19 protein-coding genes and 1 pseudogene are annotated in these 17723 nt (G+C 31.2%); 1 reads left to right on the forward strand and 19 read right to left on the reverse strand.

Annotated features, from left to right (window positions below):
* Positions 1-126 precede the first annotated feature (126 nt).
* The 12 genes and pseudogenes from IDG65_RS12205 to hflX form a co-directional block, all read right to left on the reverse strand.
* Positions 127-303 (reverse strand): annotated as a pseudogene (locus IDG65_RS12205) (minor capsid protein); the annotation flags it as partial.
* A gap of 75 nt (positions 304-378) precedes the next feature.
* Entirely contained in the window at positions 379-630 is a 252-nt protein-coding gene (locus IDG65_RS12210) for a hypothetical protein (RefSeq protein ID WP_000956747.1), read from the reverse strand.
* Positions 631-758: 128 nt separating this feature from the next.
* Positions 759-863 carry a hypothetical protein gene (locus IDG65_RS12215; protein WP_000477492.1) on the reverse strand — a complete coding sequence of 35 codons (105 nt, stop codon included), beginning with the start codon at positions 861-863 and terminating at the stop codon, positions 759-761.
* A gap of 511 nt (positions 864-1374) precedes the next feature.
* The gene (locus IDG65_RS12220) at positions 1375-1560 is read right to left on the reverse strand and encodes a hypothetical protein (protein ID WP_000006110.1); all 186 of its coding nucleotides are present in this window, start codon (positions 1558-1560) and stop codon (positions 1375-1377) included.
* Between the two features lie 427 nt (positions 1561-1987).
* On the reverse strand, positions 1988-2098 hold the full coding sequence (locus tag IDG65_RS12225; protein WP_001788716.1) for a hypothetical protein: 111 nt from the start codon (positions 2096-2098) through the stop codon (positions 1988-1990).
* A gap of 700 nt (positions 2099-2798) precedes the next feature.
* Positions 2799-3005 (reverse strand): hypothetical protein, encoded by a 207-nt coding sequence (locus IDG65_RS12230; RefSeq protein WP_001002340.1) that lies wholly within the window; start codon positions 3003-3005, stop codon positions 2799-2801.
* A gap of 292 nt (positions 3006-3297) precedes the next feature.
* Complete coding sequence (locus IDG65_RS12235) at positions 3298-3522, reverse strand: hypothetical protein (protein ID WP_001789892.1); 225 nt, start codon at positions 3520-3522, stop codon at positions 3298-3300.
* 688 nt (positions 3523-4210) lie between these two features.
* Complete coding sequence (locus IDG65_RS12240) at positions 4211-4408, reverse strand: hypothetical protein (protein ID WP_001789891.1); 198 nt, start codon at positions 4406-4408, stop codon at positions 4211-4213.
* 491 nt (positions 4409-4899) lie between these two features.
* The gene (gene glnA, locus IDG65_RS12245; RefSeq protein ID WP_001126603.1) at positions 4900-6240 is read right to left on the reverse strand and encodes a type I glutamate--ammonia ligase; all 1341 of its coding nucleotides are present in this window, start codon (positions 6238-6240) and stop codon (positions 4900-4902) included.
* A gap of 18 nt (positions 6241-6258) precedes the next feature.
* On the reverse strand, positions 6259-6627 hold the full coding sequence (locus tag IDG65_RS12250) for a MerR family transcriptional regulator (RefSeq protein WP_000624945.1): 369 nt from the start codon (positions 6625-6627) through the stop codon (positions 6259-6261).
* Between the two features lie 243 nt (positions 6628-6870).
* On the reverse strand, positions 6871-8109 hold the full coding sequence (locus tag IDG65_RS12255) for a methionine gamma-lyase family protein (RefSeq protein WP_000652054.1): 1239 nt from the start codon (positions 8107-8109) through the stop codon (positions 6871-6873).
* Between the two features lie 18 nt (positions 8110-8127).
* A complete protein-coding gene (gene hflX, locus IDG65_RS12260; protein ID WP_000068615.1) occupies positions 8128-9366 on the reverse strand; it encodes a GTPase HflX in 1239 nt (412 codons plus the stop codon).
* Positions 9367-9477: 111 nt separating this feature from the next.
* Between hflX and IDG65_RS12265 the strand changes: the two genes are divergently transcribed.
* Positions 9478-9954 (forward strand): glutathione peroxidase, encoded by a 477-nt coding sequence (locus IDG65_RS12265; RefSeq protein WP_000448078.1) that lies wholly within the window; start codon positions 9478-9480, stop codon positions 9952-9954.
* Between the two features lie 221 nt (positions 9955-10175).
* Here the strand turns inward: IDG65_RS12265 and hfq are convergent, their stop codons facing one another.
* The 7 genes from hfq to IDG65_RS12300 all read right to left on the reverse strand — a co-directional run bounded on the left by hfq (position 10176) and on the right by IDG65_RS12300 (position 17722).
* Positions 10176-10409, reverse strand: a complete 234-nt coding sequence (gene hfq / locus IDG65_RS12270) for an RNA chaperone Hfq (protein ID WP_000561358.1) — start codon at positions 10407-10409, stop codon at positions 10176-10178.
* Between the two features lie 14 nt (positions 10410-10423).
* The gene (miaA, locus tag IDG65_RS12275; RefSeq protein WP_001670325.1) at positions 10424-11359 is read right to left on the reverse strand and encodes a tRNA (adenosine(37)-N6)-dimethylallyltransferase MiaA; all 936 of its coding nucleotides are present in this window, start codon (positions 11357-11359) and stop codon (positions 10424-10426) included.
* Between the two features lie 17 nt (positions 11360-11376).
* On the reverse strand, positions 11377-12291 hold the full coding sequence (locus tag IDG65_RS12280) for an alpha/beta fold hydrolase (RefSeq protein WP_000136939.1): 915 nt from the start codon (positions 12289-12291) through the stop codon (positions 11377-11379).
* 149 nt (positions 12292-12440) lie between these two features.
* Positions 12441-14114 carry a glycerol-3-phosphate dehydrogenase/oxidase gene (locus tag IDG65_RS12285; protein ID WP_001218598.1) on the reverse strand — a complete coding sequence of 558 codons (1674 nt, stop codon included), beginning with the start codon at positions 14112-14114 and terminating at the stop codon, positions 12441-12443.
* A gap of 157 nt (positions 14115-14271) precedes the next feature.
* Positions 14272-15768, reverse strand: coding sequence for a glycerol kinase GlpK (glpK, locus tag IDG65_RS12290; protein WP_000417369.1), 1497 nt, complete (start codon positions 15766-15768; stop codon positions 14272-14274).
* A gap of 128 nt (positions 15769-15896) precedes the next feature.
* Positions 15897-16715, reverse strand: a complete 819-nt coding sequence (locus tag IDG65_RS12295; protein ID WP_001103743.1) for an MIP/aquaporin family protein — start codon at positions 16713-16715, stop codon at positions 15897-15899.
* Between the two features lie 464 nt (positions 16716-17179).
* Positions 17180-17722, reverse strand: coding sequence for a glycerol-3-phosphate responsive antiterminator (locus IDG65_RS12300; RefSeq protein ID WP_001077635.1), 543 nt, complete (start codon positions 17720-17722; stop codon positions 17180-17182).
* Between the last annotated feature and the right edge of the window lies 1 nt (position 17723).

Here is a 17723-nt window from a genome sequence, read left to right on the forward strand (position 1 = left end):
ACTGGAGAATCATATCGATTAAAAGATTATAAAACCGAAAAATCATTAAATATACGACAATCTTAAACCGCTAAAAAACGACATTTTCAAACCGCCATAAAACAGCATTTTTAAACCGCTATTGACACTTCTACACCAAGGATGCATAGGTGGCGCATTCACACCTGGTATCATATCTTTAACTTTAAATATTTTTCCGTTGAGTGAATGACATAATTTAGATGTTTTACTATCTATTTTGGCAACATATTTATATTCGCCATCTTCACCAAGTTCTTTTAAATATGTTAACTTTTGTGACTCTTCTTTTTCAACGAATAATGAAAAAAGCATATAAAAATAGCATCGCTTTCTCTTTATCTGTGTAGAAAGGATGCTTTAATACCATGCTATTTTATAATTTTCGGGAAATTCTTGCTTCTCGATAAAGTCTCTTACTACAGAAAAAGACTTATTACGATATAACATAAAATATTCTTCATTTTCTATTTCAGATAATGAGAAATCTATAACCTCTGCATCTTTTTTATTAAAAGTTACTGAACCTTTACCGTTACTTATATCATCTTCAGGTATATATTCATATATTATAACCTGTTCATCTTCTTTCAATTTTATTAATGTAAGCATTTAATCCACCTTCTTTTTTATAAAAATTGAATAATCGTATTTTTTTGATACAATTTTATGTGCATAATCATAGTTGAAATTATACTTATTCATCAAATAATGTTCAAGCGCCTCATGACGCAGCAGTATTAAATCTTGTTTTTTATTGTTTTTCCTTCTCTTAAACGTTGCCAACTTACTGCGATATTATATTCTGGATAATAACTTAAAATCGAATAATTCACTTTGAACATAACAACTCACTCCTTGTATAGTGGTGAAGCAAGTATTATTATTAAATTGTAGGAGGGAAAGTCCCTCCTGACTGATTAACGCTCGAATGTCCATTCAATCTTTATAAAGTAGAGATTTATTAAGATTAACAATTTGGTACATTTGAGCTTTTTTATTTCCTTCACTCGCACCTTCTTAAACTTATATGTTCATTATACAAATATAAAAAGCTATAACAATTTAATGAAAATGCCCCCTTCGAAGTCGACATTGAAAAAATGAAAACTTTGAAGGGAGCATTTCAAGACGATCCATTCCAATCTTTTTTATCATTTAAAACTTAACACTTATTTTCCCTTATTCGATGCTAATTTCGTGCAATAAATTCTAAATGAAACGACATACTCCTTTTTCACAAATTGGAATCTACTATTTTTGTATTTTAATTATTATAATATCCATTCACCATATGATTTTTATTAATAGTTAAATCAAATAAACATAGCTTGATTAATTTATACATTAGTTAAATTACAAAACTTTATTGGCATATTCATATAATTTTTCTGTTGTATTCAGGGTTAGATTATCTACTTCGCGTTTGCCCTGTCTTAATTGTGAAAGTACGTATTGAGAAACTCCAGTTTTTTTAGAAATTTCATATCCTGTTAAATTACTTTCAATTAATTCAATTATTTTTTTCTTGTATTCTGACATTTTTTCATCTCCATATCTGTACAATGTTTTCTGCTTTTTTTCGAAATTCTGTGAACTTAACGTATTTTTTATCTATAAATGATTTTATTATTTTTCTATTCATTAATGGCTATCATCACTTCATAATAGTTAAATTTTATATTTTCAATTTTTGTTTCTACATATTAACGACTTTTCATCATCAATTACTTTGTCAAAGATAAACGATTTGTCTTGTATACCTTACGCCTTTTACAAAACTTCAATGTTTAGTATTCATTGAAGTTTACAGCCACTTCTAAAGTTTAACCTTTTATGTATTTTTATTAGATTAGTGTCTTTCAATATTCAAACTACTAACTCCAGTAGTCTATTAAATTTGAGATATTGAGATATCTTTAGAATTTAATTTTTCCGGAGTCATATAGACTTCTCAAATACTATACATTTATTTCATAATTTTGAACCCTAATATTACTAAAATAATTATAAACGTCCCTATTAAAAATTCTATTTTCTCTTTTTTATTTGTTTTTCGCACTTTAATAGTCATCTTCATTTTACTAATGGTGAGAAAGTAATATTTTATTCAAAGAATATGACTTCATATTAAATCAAACCTCACATTCTTATTAGATTGCAAATTCAATAGTCCTACCAGAATTGAAATCAAAACATTCAAACTATTTTATCGTTTTAACTTCCTCGACCATTTTCACCTCCTTATAATCTATATAAATTATGTTTACCACACGATTCTTTACACTCGAAAAATTAATTTTGTTAAGAAACATTTAGCCATGTAACTTTGTAATAAAAACATTTTCAAATAAATGTACCAAAAACTTTCATGAAATAAAGTATACTTTTCAAATCTATTAATTTTAGAATCATAAAACCAAATGCTATATTACAATATAATTATCACAAATCATCATATATGCCAATTACACAATTTAATATAAAAAATTGTCAATGAAAAATTATGTGCATAAACATTATTACAAAATATGTATAGTATAGAATACTGCATTAAAGTTAACTTATTTACTGTGTTCAGCCTTTTATATCATCGCTTAAAGATCATTCAAGATTTAATGGCAATGATAATTTCATAATATGCATTTTTGATTATTTAACCATGTACAATTTCTAAAACTAAGAGATTATCTTATTGAGGTGGACAAAACGTGGACAGACAACCATGAAATCATTAGAAATTTAATTTCTTGTCCACCTAACCTAACAAAATATTTTTGTTAACATTCTGTTTTATTTTCTAATGTTCTTTGATATTCATATAACTTGATTATCGTTTTAAATTTAGCTTCTTTTATTTTAGTTTTACCTACCTTTAAATCAGTAACTGTTTGACGTGGTACACCTGAGTTTTTTGAAATACTATATGGTGTATTGTTAGTTAATAACTTTTCTATTTCACTTATAATAGTTTCAATCTCATTCATTATTAATCACACTCTCTTTCTATTTATAATTATAATAATCCTAATGCAGTAACTACGTTTAGCAATACATTGTTTTTTTCTAGTTGCCAAACTAGTTAATTCATAAACTAATACCTAATAGTATTGGCGTTTTTTTATATATTGATAAAATTTCTTGTCTCCATCTATTCTATATTATATTATTTGATAATTTTTTATTTATATTCACATTAAGTTATCCATATTTAATATACTTTAAAATTAGATGACTTAAAAGGCTCACTCCATGATATTTCAAAAATATGGCCTTATTTTAATCTTCAATCATTATTTCTAATTGTTTTTGGTAATTATAGAGTTTTTCCGCTGTTTCTAAAGTTAAATTATTCACTTTTCTTTTCCCGCTTCTTAATTCACTTATACCACCATAAGAAACATCAGTGTCTTGATTAATTCTATAATTAGATATTGATTTATCATTTAGTAATTTTTCTATTGTATTATAAATTTCTTTAAACTGGTTCATAATTTTTGTCAAAATGAAAGAATAATTTATTTTTTTCTAGTTAAATTAATAATAAATAATATTAAAGTTGCAATGTTAAGATAGAGAGTTAATTTTTTCCTTAATTCTCTTGTCATAAATACCACCTCCCTATTTAATGTGGTAAAGGTCTTTTGCCCTTTACCTTTTTAAAAGAACGATTTGATAAAATTAAGTACTTGAATTATTAAGCTCGTCACAGCTATTCGAAATTTAATTTTGCTATTCGTTCTTTTTCTTTAACCATTCTTATCATTTTTTCTCCTTTCCTCTTTATAGTTATTTAACATTCCACAAATTGGGGTAAGTGACATGTTGAACTCCCATATCCACTGGCAAGATTTATAATTTGTAATTCTAAAGTATAATAGCCTATATTTTTCAAAATCTCTTTTTTTATGATTAACATCCCTCTAAGTGCACCTAAAGGTTTTTATGTAATGTATTAAATATTTCCATTTATACATATACATCTTGTATAAAAAGAAAGAACTCCATATATACTCAAAAGGTATACTGAAGCTCTATATATTGTATAAAATTATTATACTATTTTGAAAAACATAAGTAAATCACTAAACATGATTTCTTTCACTTTTAGAAAACTTTTAATACTATAAAAGCACCCACTCAGTCACTAGTTTGGGCAGTTATTGTATGCCTATTGAACTCAATGCTTATATTACAATACCTTTTTCGCATATTCATATAAGATCTTTGCATTCTTTAAGCTTAAATTTTCTATTCTTCTTTCTCTACGGCGCATAGCATTAATATTACCGTAACTTATCCCAGTATCTTTATTAATTTGATAACTCGATATCTCTTTGTTTTCTATCAATTCTTTGATTGTATTGAATATTTCATCATAGCAATTCATAAATTAGATGAGGAGAAATTTTTAATTTTTTAGAATATCAATAGTAGTATAACTAAAATGAAAATACCGATCGATAAACAAAAAGATATTTTTTGTTTTGTTTCTCTTTTCATATAGTATTACCCCCTTAATAATGCGTAGTAAGGTCCCTCTTTTCGGGGTCTTACCTTAGAACGTTCTGCAAATGAATTCGATGAGAAGTAATATGAATATGGCTATTTTCAAGTAATACTCAACGTTTTCGCGACGTTCTTTTATCGCCTCATCTCATCACCTCCAAATATATTAAAATTCATGTGAACTAAAATATAAAATGGTCTTCCCCAGCTTTAAAAAAATAAATACATAAAACATTTACTTGACCAAAACTTGACCAAATCCATTTTTAACAAAAGTGGTCAAGTGAAATCCCATCTTTCCAAATCAAAAAAGAGCTAAAGCAAAACGCTCTAGCCCTTGATATTACTGATTTCCCATCATTGTTTAGCGTATTAATATTGCTTCATGTACTGATCTCTTTCCCATTCAGATACTTGAGTTCTGTAGTAATCCCATTCAATTGATTTTGAATTAATAAATTGATTATAGATATGATTTCCTAAAGCTTTTTTAATAACTTCATTTTCACGCATTGCTTTTAATGCTGTGTAAAGTGTTGAAGGTAAGTCTTGAATGCCTACTGCTTCACGTTCTTCACGATTCATTTCGTAAATATTTTGGTTAACAGGTTCTGGAACTTTTAATTTATTTTTAATACCGTCTAAACCAGCTTCTAAAATTGCAGCTAATGCCATATATGGGTTCGCAGCTGGGTCAACTGAACGTACTTCAATACGAGTTGATAATCCTCTTGAAGATGGTACACGGATTAACGGTGAACGGTTTTTACCGCTCCATGCAATATAACATGGTGCTTCATAACCAGGAACTAAACGTTTGTATGAGTTTACTAATGGGTTACATACCGCTGTAAATCCACGTGCGTTTTTAAGTACACCAGCTGTGAATTGGTAAGCTGTTTCTGTTAAGCCCATTTCAGTATTCGGATCAAAGAATGCATTTTCTTTACCTTTGAATAATGAAACATTAAAGTGCATACCGCTACCGTTCACACCAAATAATGGTTTAGGCATGAATGTTGCATGTAAATTATGCTTACGTGCAATTGTTTTAACAACCAATTTAAATGTTTGGATGTTATCACATGCTGTAACTGCATCCGCATATTTAAAGTCGATTTCATGTTGACCCGGTGCAACTTCATGGTGACTAGCTTCAATATCGAAGCCCATATCCTCTAATTCTAAAACAATATCACGACGACAGTTTTCTCCTAAATCTGTAGGTGCTAAATCGAAATATCCACCATCATCATTAAGTTCTAAAGTTGGTTCTCCTTTTTCATCCAACTTAAACAAGAAGAATTCTGGTTCAGGCCCTAGGTTAAAGTCTGTGAAGCCTAAATCTTCCATTTCTTTTAATACACGTTTTAAGTTTGCACGTGGATCCCCTTCAAATGGCGTACCATCTGTTTTATATACATCACAAATTAAACGTGCTACTTTACCTTGACCAGCAGTCCATGGGAAGATTACCCAAGTATCTAAATCTGGATGTAAATACATGTCAGATTCTTCGATACGTACGAAACCTTCGATAGAAGAACCGTCAAACATCATTTCGTTATCAAGTACTTTTTCTAATTGGCTTACAGGCACTTCAACATTTTTAATTGTTCCTAAAATATCAGTGAATTGTAATCTTAAATATCTTACATTTTCCTCTTCTGCAAATTTACGAATGTCGTCTTTAGTGAAAGTACGTTTTGGCATTTTAAAATCCTCCAAATTTTATTTAATAAATCGGGATAAATCACCACGATTTATTGGTAAAGTTTCTCCAATAGGCTTTTGCGTGGCATCTACAATCATCTTTTTTCTTATCTCTTGTTCATCTGTTGTTAAATGCTCTTGTGAGTCATAAATGATTTGTTTAATCCCTTTGATATTAAATCCTTTTTCTAAAAGTGATTTAATTTCTAGTAATCTTTCCAAATCATTGAGTGAGAACAGACGTTTTTGACCTTCTGTTCTTTCAGGTTTGATGAGTTCATGTGTTTCATAGTAACGTATTTGCCTTGGCGTTAAATCCGTTAATTTACTTACTACACTCATAGAGAAGACAGCCATATTTCGTCTGATTGCATCATTCGATATCATTGTTCCTCTCCTCTACTTTTGAACTTGTTAATAACTTATCATAATTTTTTTAGGATTTCAAAAATATGTCAGGTTTTCTGACATAAAACTCAAAACATTGATATAACTGCAATTTTGACCTTTAAAACGCCATAAAACAATCTACAGCTAAAATATTTTTTCAATTTTTAAAAATAATCTGATAAATCTCCGCAAAAAAATTTCACCCAAAATACATTATCATTTAGGGTGAAATTTAATCTATTATATAAGTCCTTGTTCTTTCAACTGATTAACAGCTCTTGTCACAGCAATTTTAACGTGTTCATATGTTAATCCTCCTTGAACATACGCTTCATAAGGAGGACGAATAGGTCCATCTGCAGATAATTCAATCGATGAACCTTGAATAAACGTACCAGCAGCCATAATAACATCATCTTCGTAACCAGGCATATAACTCGGTTCTGGACTAAAATGTGCATTAATTGGGGATGCGTGTTGAATACTTTGACAAAATGAAATCATTTGTTCTTTCGTTTTAAATTTAACTGTTTGAATTAAATCAGTTCGTTTTTCGTAGTACTTCGGCGTTGTGTTCATATTCATTTTTTCTAAAAATAAACTAGTAAACAATGCCCCTTTAAGACTCTGACTGACAACATGTGGTGCTAAAAAGAAACCTTGATACATTTCAAGCAATGCATTTAATGATGCACCTGCTTCTTTACCAATACCAGGTGCTGTCAATCTATAACCACATCGTTCAATTAAATCTTTTCTACCAGCAATGTATCCACCAATCTTAGCTAAACCACCGCCAGGGTTTTTAATTAATGATCCTGCTATTAAATCGGCACCACATTCTATAGGTTCACGTCTTTCTACAAATTCCCCATAACAGTTATCCACAAATATTAAAATATTAGGATGCACTTCTTTCAACCTAATAATCACCTGTTCAATTTCATCTAGAGGAATTGAAGGTCTTTGATCATAGCCTTTCGAACGTTGAATCGCTATTACTTTGGTGCGCTCAGAAACCCCATCTAACACACTTTCAATATCGATTTTACCTTCTTTAAGTGCAATATCTTTATACGATACGCCGTACTCCATTAAACTTTCAATACCATTTCCGTTTACGCCAATGACTTCAAGTAAAGTGTCATATGGACTACCCGTTATATAAATTAATTCATCACCATGTTTTAATAAACTTTGTAATGCAATAGTAATCGCATGCGTACCTGAAATAATTTGCGGACGAACAATTGCATCTTCTGCTTTAAATGCCTGCGCATATATTTCTTCTAAATGGTCACGTCCAAAATCATCATACCCGTAACCTGTTGATCCTTGTAAATCACTTTCGGTTGCTTTGACATGATGAAACGCATTTAATACTTTTTCTTGATTAATATATGCTGTTTCTTCAATTTCTTTAAAATATGGTGCTAACGTTGATTCGACGTCAGCTACTATCTTACTTATATCTTTCATTTGAATTTCGTCCTTTTATTATTTTTTAAATCCTTTTATACGATAAACATTTTCAATTTCATCATATTTAAGTTCAGTCACTAATGTATGTTGTTTTAGAAAATATAATCGATCTGCATTATTCGTCGCAATTGCCTCATCATAATAAGTTAATTGCCTTTTGATTTCATCAATAAATAACGTCTTAACAAGTAATTTATCACCATCATTTTTAGAAGAAACAAAAACATTAGGCAAATCACTTGCTGGACGATTTGATGCATGATCACATAAGTCCTTTTTATTAAAAATAACTATTTGAGAAATATGACTCATATCTAATTGTTTGATTAAATCATTAACTGTGTCATACTGTGTACGGTATTCAGGATGGCTACTATCTACGACATGTACTAATAAATCCGCACCTTTAGCCTCTTCTAAAGTTGATTTAAAAGCTGCAATTAACGTCGTAGGTAGTTTCTGTATAAAACCAACAGTATCTGAAATAATTAAATTAAATCCATCATTTATTTGAATTTGTCGTGTTTTAGGATCTAACGTTGCAAATAATTGATCTTTTTCATACGTCTCTTCATTTGCTAAAACATTAAACCATGATGATTTACCAGCATTTGTATAACCAACTAAAGCTACTTGAAACACCTGATTTTGATTTCTTTTATTTCGATATCTTTCGCGATGTTCTTCTACCGTCCGCAATTGATGTTTAATTTCATTCATACGAGTTCGAATATGTCTGCGATCCATCTCTAACTTCGTTTCACCAGGGCCTCTAGTTCCAATACCGCCACCTAAACGAGAAAGGCTTTTACCATGGCCTTGCAATCTAGGTAATAAATAATCAAGTTGTGCTAGCTCTACTTGCAATTTACCTTCTTTACTTCTTGCTCTTAATGCAAATATTTCAAGAATCAACTGAGTTCTATCAATAATTTTTACACCTAAAGCTTCATTTAGTGATTTGGATTGTGCAGTCGTTAATTCATCATTTGTGATGACTACATCAATATCTTTGAACTCAATAAATGCTTGAATTTCTTCAATTTTACCTTTACCAACATAATATTTGCGATCTACACGATCTCTGTTTTGAGTAATTTGACCCAACACTTCAAGTTGGCAAGTCTCTGATAAAGATGATAATTCCTCCATTGTAGACTCAAAATTAAATTGCTTATCATCTTGAGCATGTACACCGACTAAGACAGCTTTTTCTAGTTTATTTTTAGTATCATGAATTTGTTGCTGAGCCATGTTATACATCTCCTTAATAAAATCCTACTCAAAGTATTCTATCATAGAGTTTTAGTAAAGACTATTACACGATTTTATGGTACATTTTAAGTAAATCGAAAGGATGATTCAATGGAGACAATTTATGATTTTGTAGTAGAAACAAATAAAGGTGTTACTTACAAATTAGATGCATATAAGGGTGACGTTATGCTAATTGTTAATACAGCTAGCGAATGTGGCTTTACTTCACAATTTGAAGGTTTGCAATCATTATACGAGAAATACAAAGATCAAGGGTTTGTAATTCTAGGTTTCCCTTGTAATCAATTTGGTGGCCAAGAACCTGGATCAGGCGAAGAAGCAGCTCAAAACTGTAAATTAAACTATGGTGTTACCTTCCCTATGCATCAAAAAATAGACGTAAAAGGGGAACATCAATTACCTTTATTTAGATATTTGACTGCGGCACAACATGGATTCTTTAATGAGAAAATCAAATGGAATTTCACTAAGTTTTTAGTGGATCGCGAAGGTAACGTTGTTAAACGATTTGCACCTCAAAAAAAACCTGTTCAAATCGAAAGAGAAATAGAAAAGTTATTATAAAATATACTAGCTCATAGCAAATAAAACGCTTCATATAAAGTCGTATCATATATTGACTCGACCATTATATGAAGCGTTTTTATTACAAACATTCCTCTATTGTATCTTGTCATTTGAACATCATTTAATTGATGTCACATATGACTTTATTTCTATATCTATTTATCATACTTCAAACGTTATGTACACGAGTCATTAAATCGTGCCCATATGATTACAACTTATTCTTCACTTTCAGTAGATGCTTGACCTTCAGTTTCTACTGTATAAGTGCTGATCGCATGTTTGTAAATCAAGTGTTGTTTGCCTTGAGAATTTAAGCTTACGACATACTTGTCGTATTCTTCAATAACACCTTTCATTTGGAAACCGTTTAGAAAGAATACAGTTACTTCAGTTTGGTTTGCTTTAAAATTCTCTAGTGCTTTGTCTTGGATGTTTTCGTTTGCAATCATCTGTCGGACTCCTTTTACTTAATCTGGGTTGTAATCTCATCTAACATCATTTGAAGTGACATATTTTCTTTATCTAACCAATGAACACTCATTTTATTCTTGAACCATGTCATTTGTCGTTTTGCATATTGGCGTGAATGTTGCTTTAAATCATTGACAGCATCTTCATAAATCATTTGTCCGTTAATCACAGGTATTAATTCTTTATATCCAATAGCTTGCATACTTTGGCAAGATTCATAGCCTTGTTCAACAAGTTGTTGCACTTCTCTAAATAATCCGTGATCCAACATAATATCAACACGTTTATTTATTCTTGAATATAATGTTTTGCGCGACATTTCAATCCCTAATAATAATGTATCATAATTTTCAGTAAATTGTTGCACTTTCTTGCGATTACTCAAAAGTTTTTTTGTTTTTAAATAATATTCAATAGCGCGCAACACTCTTTGGCGGTTGTTAGGGTGAATATTTTCTGCAGAAACCGCATCAAATTGATCTAAATAATCGTGTAGTTGCTGATTATCTAAATGTTCTAATGCAGATAACTTTTGTTTAACTATGGATAATTGTGCAGGTGTAACTGTTTCATCTTCTAATTCATAATTATATATTAATGATTGAATATATAAGCCTGTTCCACCTGCTATGATTGGAACTTTACCTCTATTCGTTATATCAGTAATTAAATCTTCTGCTAATCGCTTGAATTCATATGCTGAAAATGTATCATCAGGATTCAAGATATCAATTAAATGATGTGGAATACCATCCATTTCTTCAGGTGTTACTTTTGCAGTTCCAATATTCATATGTTTGTAGACTTGCATAGAATCACCGCTTATGATTTCACCATTGATACGCTTCGCGAGTTCTATGCTAAGCTCTGTTTTACCTGAAGCAGTTGGCCCCACAATTACTACAATAAAAGGCTTATTTTTATTCATATTTAATTCCACTTTCTTTATTTTTTATAAAATTGATTCAACCATTTAAACAAGTCTTCCCAAATTTTGTCATGATCTTTTTCAAATAACACTTCATGACGTTTATGATGATAAAGATTCACTTTAACATTTTTAATGCCAGCTTTTCTATATATATTCGCCAATTTTAAAATCCCTTTACCATAATCACCTAAAGGATCGTCACATCCTGAAACTAATAATATAGGCATGGCATGATTTAACATTTTTATATTTTTTAATTGTGATGTATGTAGCATATAATAGGCTGTTTGATATAATAATTGATTTGACACATTAAATCCACTATATGGATCTTTAATAAAGTTGTCTACTTCAGTTGGATTACTAGAAATCCAATCACTTTGTGTACGTAATGGACGTATTTTTTTATTAAAACTATTTGATACTAACTGGTTAACCCATTCAACCCGTTTCTCAGCACCATAAATTTTTGTAATCAGTTGTAACACCTTAACGGTTGGTAATCCTTTCCATAATGGATACATCCCTGTCCCACTTAAAATTAGACCATCAACATATTGCGGATATGTTTCTACAAACAATCTAGCTATAACGGATCCCATTGAATGTCCGATTATAATGTATGGTTTATCAACATTGCCTCTCACTGTTTGCGCTACTTCAAAGGCATCACCGATAACTCGTTTCATATCATCGTAATGCCCTCTTGTTGATTCATCAATATTAATACCATGTCCTCGATGATTATGACATATCACATCGAAGCCATCCTTTGAAAGTGCATGTGCTAATTTATCGTAACGTTCCATATGTTCAGCCATACCATGAAATATATGAATAATTCCTTTTGAATCTACATCTGTAAAATTCACTTTAACTTCAATATTCGTGTTATCTTGTACAGTTAATTTAAATTGTTTTTCAGTCATCATCTCACACCTTTAATAACAACGTTTTTATATTCGCTTTTATTATTATCATACATTTAGTGATGCATAGTTTCAATTGACTAATGTATCTCATATAAAAAAACTGATGCCCCTAAAACAGGACACCAGTTTATGATTGTACAAATTAATTATTCTTTAACTGCTGGCTGATTATTTCCATGTTGCGCTTCTTTAATTGCTTGCTCAACTTCTTCAGTATAAGCCTCAATTTGAGCTGGTGAGTAGTCTAACATATCAGCCATAATATCGATGATACTATCTTTATAATCTAATACATCTTTAATATTGAAGTACATTTTACCAGAACGACGAACTAAGAAATCGTTAGGTTTGTATACCATTTCTTGTTGAATACTATAAACAAGTTCTACATAAATTTCTAATGGTAACTTGCTATCATGGTATTGAGATGTTTGCGCAATGTTGAACAATTCATCAACATTTGAACCATATTTAGATGCTAAACGTCTTGCAACATCTTCATCAATGCCGAATCCTTTAGCTACATCTACTTTTTGCTCTACAAACGCATCAAAGTTCTTGCTACCTCCTACATCGCCACCTGAAATTGCCAGACCTTTTGTATTACATGGACTAAATGTTAAACCGTAGTCTTTTTTCAAGCGTTTAGATACTAAATCAACAATGTCTTGAGCCATGTGACGATAGCCTGTTAATTTACCACCTGCAATAGTTAATAAACCTGATTTACCTTCCCAAATTTCATCCTTACGAGAGATTTCAGAAGGGTCTTTGCCTTCTTCGTAAATTAATGGTCTAATTCCTGCCCATGTTGATTCAATATCTTCATCTGTAACATTAACACTAGGGAACATGTAATTAATCGCATCGATTAAATAGTCTCTGTCTTCTTGTGTAGTTAATGGTGAAGATTTGATATTGTCATAGAATGTATCTGTAGTACCTACATACGCTTTTCCTTCACGTGGAATTGCAAAAATCATTCTTCCATCTTTTTCAGTATCAAAGTATACTGCTTGACCTAATGGGAATTTTGATTGATCAATAACAACATGTACACCTTTAGTTAAACGTAATTTTTTATTATTGCGTGCATAATCACCACTTCTAACATCATCAACCCATGGACCTGCTGCATTAACCACTTTTTTAGCCTTAATTGTATAATTTTCATTAGTTAATTTATCAATAACTTTAACACCATTTACTTGTTGATTTTTATCATAAGTGAAGTGTTCAGACTTAGTATAGTTGATAATTTCTGCGCCTTTTTCAGCAGCACGCTTCATAACTTCAATAGTTAAACGCGCATCGTCAGTACGATATTCAACATAGTAACCGCCGCCTTTTAGACCTTCTTTTTTAACTAATGGTTCTTTAGCTAAAGTTTCTTTTTTAGATAACATTTTTTTACGTTCAGACTTCTTAACACCTGCTAAACGATCATACATTCCTAAACCAATTGATGTTGAGAATTTACCAAATGTTCCACCTTTATGCATTGGTAAAAGCATCCACTCTGGAGTCGTAACATGAGGCCCATTTTCATAAACAATCGCACGTTCTTTACCAGTTTCGGCAACTACTCCAATTTGGAATTGTTTTAAGTAACGCAAACCACCATGGACTAATTTTGTAGATCTTGAGCTTGTTCCTTGTGCAAAGTCTTGCATTTCAACTAATGCAACTTTCATTCCTCTTTCACTCGCGTCTAGTGCAATACCTGCACCTGTAATACCGCCACCAATAATTACTAAATCATATTCATCATTTCTTAAATTCTTTTTAATATGTTCTCTCTTAAAAGTAGACAATGCCATTCCAAAACGCCTCCTAAAAAATGTAAAAACGAGAGACTTGTCCCACATAAACAATCCTTCAATTGTACATGTTCGAACAAATCTCTCGTTTCTCGATTCAAATATTAACTTAAATTGATTGTATCACAATGTTTATACAAAAGTCTAATCTACAAGTTTATTCTGTTTTAAAAACTTGTGTTGCTTCAACAGCTTTTTTCCAACCTCTATATAATTTTTCTCTTTCGCCTTCATCCATTTTCGGATCGAATTTTTCTTCTAATTTCCAGTTTTTAGCGATATCATCTTTACTCTCCCAGAATCCAACTGCTAATCCTGCTAAAAATGCAGCACCTAAAGCTGTAGTTTCTTGAATTTCAGGTCTTTCAACAGAAGTATTAACAATGTCTGCTTGGAACTGCATAATAAAGTTATTTTTAACTGCACCACCATCGACACGTAAACTTTGGACATCAATACCAGAGTCTTTTGACATTGCTTCCATAACGTCACGAGTTTGGTAACATAATGATTCTAAAGTTGCACGGATAAAGTGCTCTTTTTCAGTTCCACGTGTTAAACCGAAAATCGCACCACGTGCTTCAGAATCCCAATATGGTGTTCCTAAACCTACAAAAGCTGGAACAACATAAACACCCTCAGTAGAGTCAACTCGTGTCGCATAACTTTCTGATTGTGGTGCTGAATTAATCATTCTTAATCCATCACGTAACCATTGGATTGCTGAACCCGAAACAAAGATGGAACCTTCAAGCGCATAATTTACTTTTCCATCAATACCATAAGCAATTGTTGTTAATAAACCACTTTCAGATTTAACCGCTTTGTCACCTGTATTCATTAACATGAAGCCACCAGTTCCATATGTGTTTTTCACGTCACCACGTTCGAAGCAAGCTTGTCCAAATAATGCTGCTTGTTGATCACCAGCTACTCCAGCGATTGGTACTTCTTGACCATAGAAGTGGTAATCAATTGTCTTACCATATACTTCACTCGAAGCTTTAACTTCTGGCAACATATTTTTAGGTACTGTAAGTAGTTCTAATAACTCATCGTCCCATTCTAAATCATGGATATTAAACATTAATGTACGACTCGCATTTGAATAATCAGTAATATGCGCAGCTTTTCCTGATAATTTCCATACTAACCAAGTATCAATCGTTCCAAATAATAGATCGCCATTTTCTGCTTTTTCTCGTGCACCTTCAACATTGTCTAGAATCCATTTAACTTTTGTACCTGCAAAATACGGATCTAAAAGTAATCCTGTCTTATCTCTAAATGTTTGTTCATATCCTTGTTGTTTTAATTCTGAACAAATTGATTGTGTTTGACGTGATTGCCAAACAATTGCGTGATAAATTGGGCGGCCAGTATGTTTGTCCCAAACAACCGTTGTTTCACGTTGGTTTGTAATACCGATACCTGCAATTTGATCAGCTCTAACATCATTTTCATTAATTACTTCCGTCATTACAGCTAACACAGATGTCCAAATTTCATTTGCATCATGTTCAACCCAACCTGATTGTGGAAAATATTGCTTAAACTCACGTTGTGCTACCCCTGCAATTTCCCCTTTTTGATTGAATAAAATCGCTCTTGAGCTTGTTGTTCCTTGGTCTATAGATAAAATATATTTTTCCATTAGTAGTATCTCCTTTATTAAAAAATAATCGCTAACCCATTGTACAAAATCTGTTAAATTTTGGCGAAAAAATAGCATAATCCATGAATCAAACATGTTAAATTATGCTATTTACGTTTCTTTTTATTTTAGTAAATTGATTCGATATCACCTTTTTTTGATGATTTATTTAAAATGTAACCTAAAATCAAAGTAATAATAACTACAACAATTGCAATTGCACAACCAATATTAAATGTATGTTTATAAAATACAGCGTATACCACTGCACCTAATAAACCACCGGCAATTGGTCCTAAGATAGGAACGATTGCATATGACCAATTTGAACCACCTTTACCAGCTATTGGTAAAATCGCATGTGCAATTCTCGGACCTAAATCACGTGCTGGGTTGATTGCATAACCAGTAGCACCGCCTAAACTTAATCCGATTGCAACAATTAATGCTCCGACAATTAAAGGATTTAAACCATCGGCAATTTTGTTTACACCGATAAATAAAATACCTAAAGTTAATGCCATTGTTCCGATAATCTCACTTAAAAAGTTGGCAAAGTAATTCTTAATAGCCGGTGCTGTAGAGAAAACACCTAATTTCGCGCCAGCTTCTTCTGTCGCTTTCCAATGTGGCAAGTACATTAACCATACAATTGTTGCTCCGACAATTGCACCTAACATTTGAGCAACAATATAACCAGGAACTAATGACCAATCAAAACTTCCGTCTAATGCAAGAGCTAAAGACACCGCTGGGTTTAAATGTGCACCTGAGAATTGACCGACAGCAAACACACCCATTGTAACCGCTAATCCCCATCCAGCTGTGATGACAATCCAATCAGCACCATTCGCAGCACTTCTCTTTAAATTGACATTGGCACAAACGCCACCACCAAAAAGGATTAAGATTGCAGTTCCTAGGAATTCTGCTAAATATACATTCATATTAAATGTCCTCCCAAAAAGACAAAGAGATTCCTACACTAGCAGTTTGGCTCGTAGAAATCTCCCGTCTCTATTCTATGTATTAACTTTTATTATATTTGTTATGATACTATCGATATGAAAGCGTTGTCAATGGTTTTTGTAAAAATTTTGTCAAATTTAATTTTTCAAGTCTTTATAAAAGTAGTTTAATTTGAAAACTAGAAATACCAATCCTAACTAATTTATTTATGACGCCATTATGTTTAATTGACATTCTTCAGCCATATTTTTTATGACCAGTTGCATTTTTTAATAATAAACACCTCTAAAACTTTAATGATTTTAATCGTTTTAGAGGTGCTAATTATTTTATTTGATTATTTTTTGTATGATACCTACTGCATATCCCATATGAAAACGGCTTTTTTATTATGTTATATGACTAAATCTCGTGAAAAATGAAATTTTTGCAGACTTATGATTTACCAAAGTTTATCATAACTAGTTGTTACATATTTCGCTCCATTTTTAACAGCTTCATTGACTTCATCTATTGTATTAATTAGGCCACCTGCAATGACTTGTGTGTTTGTTTCTTTCTGAATATGATGAATCGCTTTACTCGCAACACCTGGAAGTACTTCAACAAAATCAGGTTCAACTTTTTTTATCAAATCTATACTGCGTTTCAATGCTTGACTATCAATAATAAATACTCTAAAAATCGTTAAAGTATTTAATGATTTAGCTTTTTTTATTACTTTAGATTTAGTCGATACGATACCTTTTGGCTTGTATTGCTGAATAATAAATTCACTTGCAAATTCATCGTGGCTTAAACCTTTTATCAAATCTATATGAATAAAACACTCTATATGATTTTGCTTCAGCAATTCCATAATACTTTTTATATGTCCTATATGCATATCTAGAAGCACACACATTTTATAATCTGTTTTAATCAGTTTCTCTAAATCTTTAATGTTTCTTATAGCAGGCAATATGTTGTTATTCACTTGATTCATC

It is taken from the genome of Staphylococcus sp. EG-SA-17 (assembly GCF_017151845.1).
Lineage (GTDB): Bacteria > Bacillota > Bacilli > Staphylococcales > Staphylococcaceae > Staphylococcus > Staphylococcus aureus.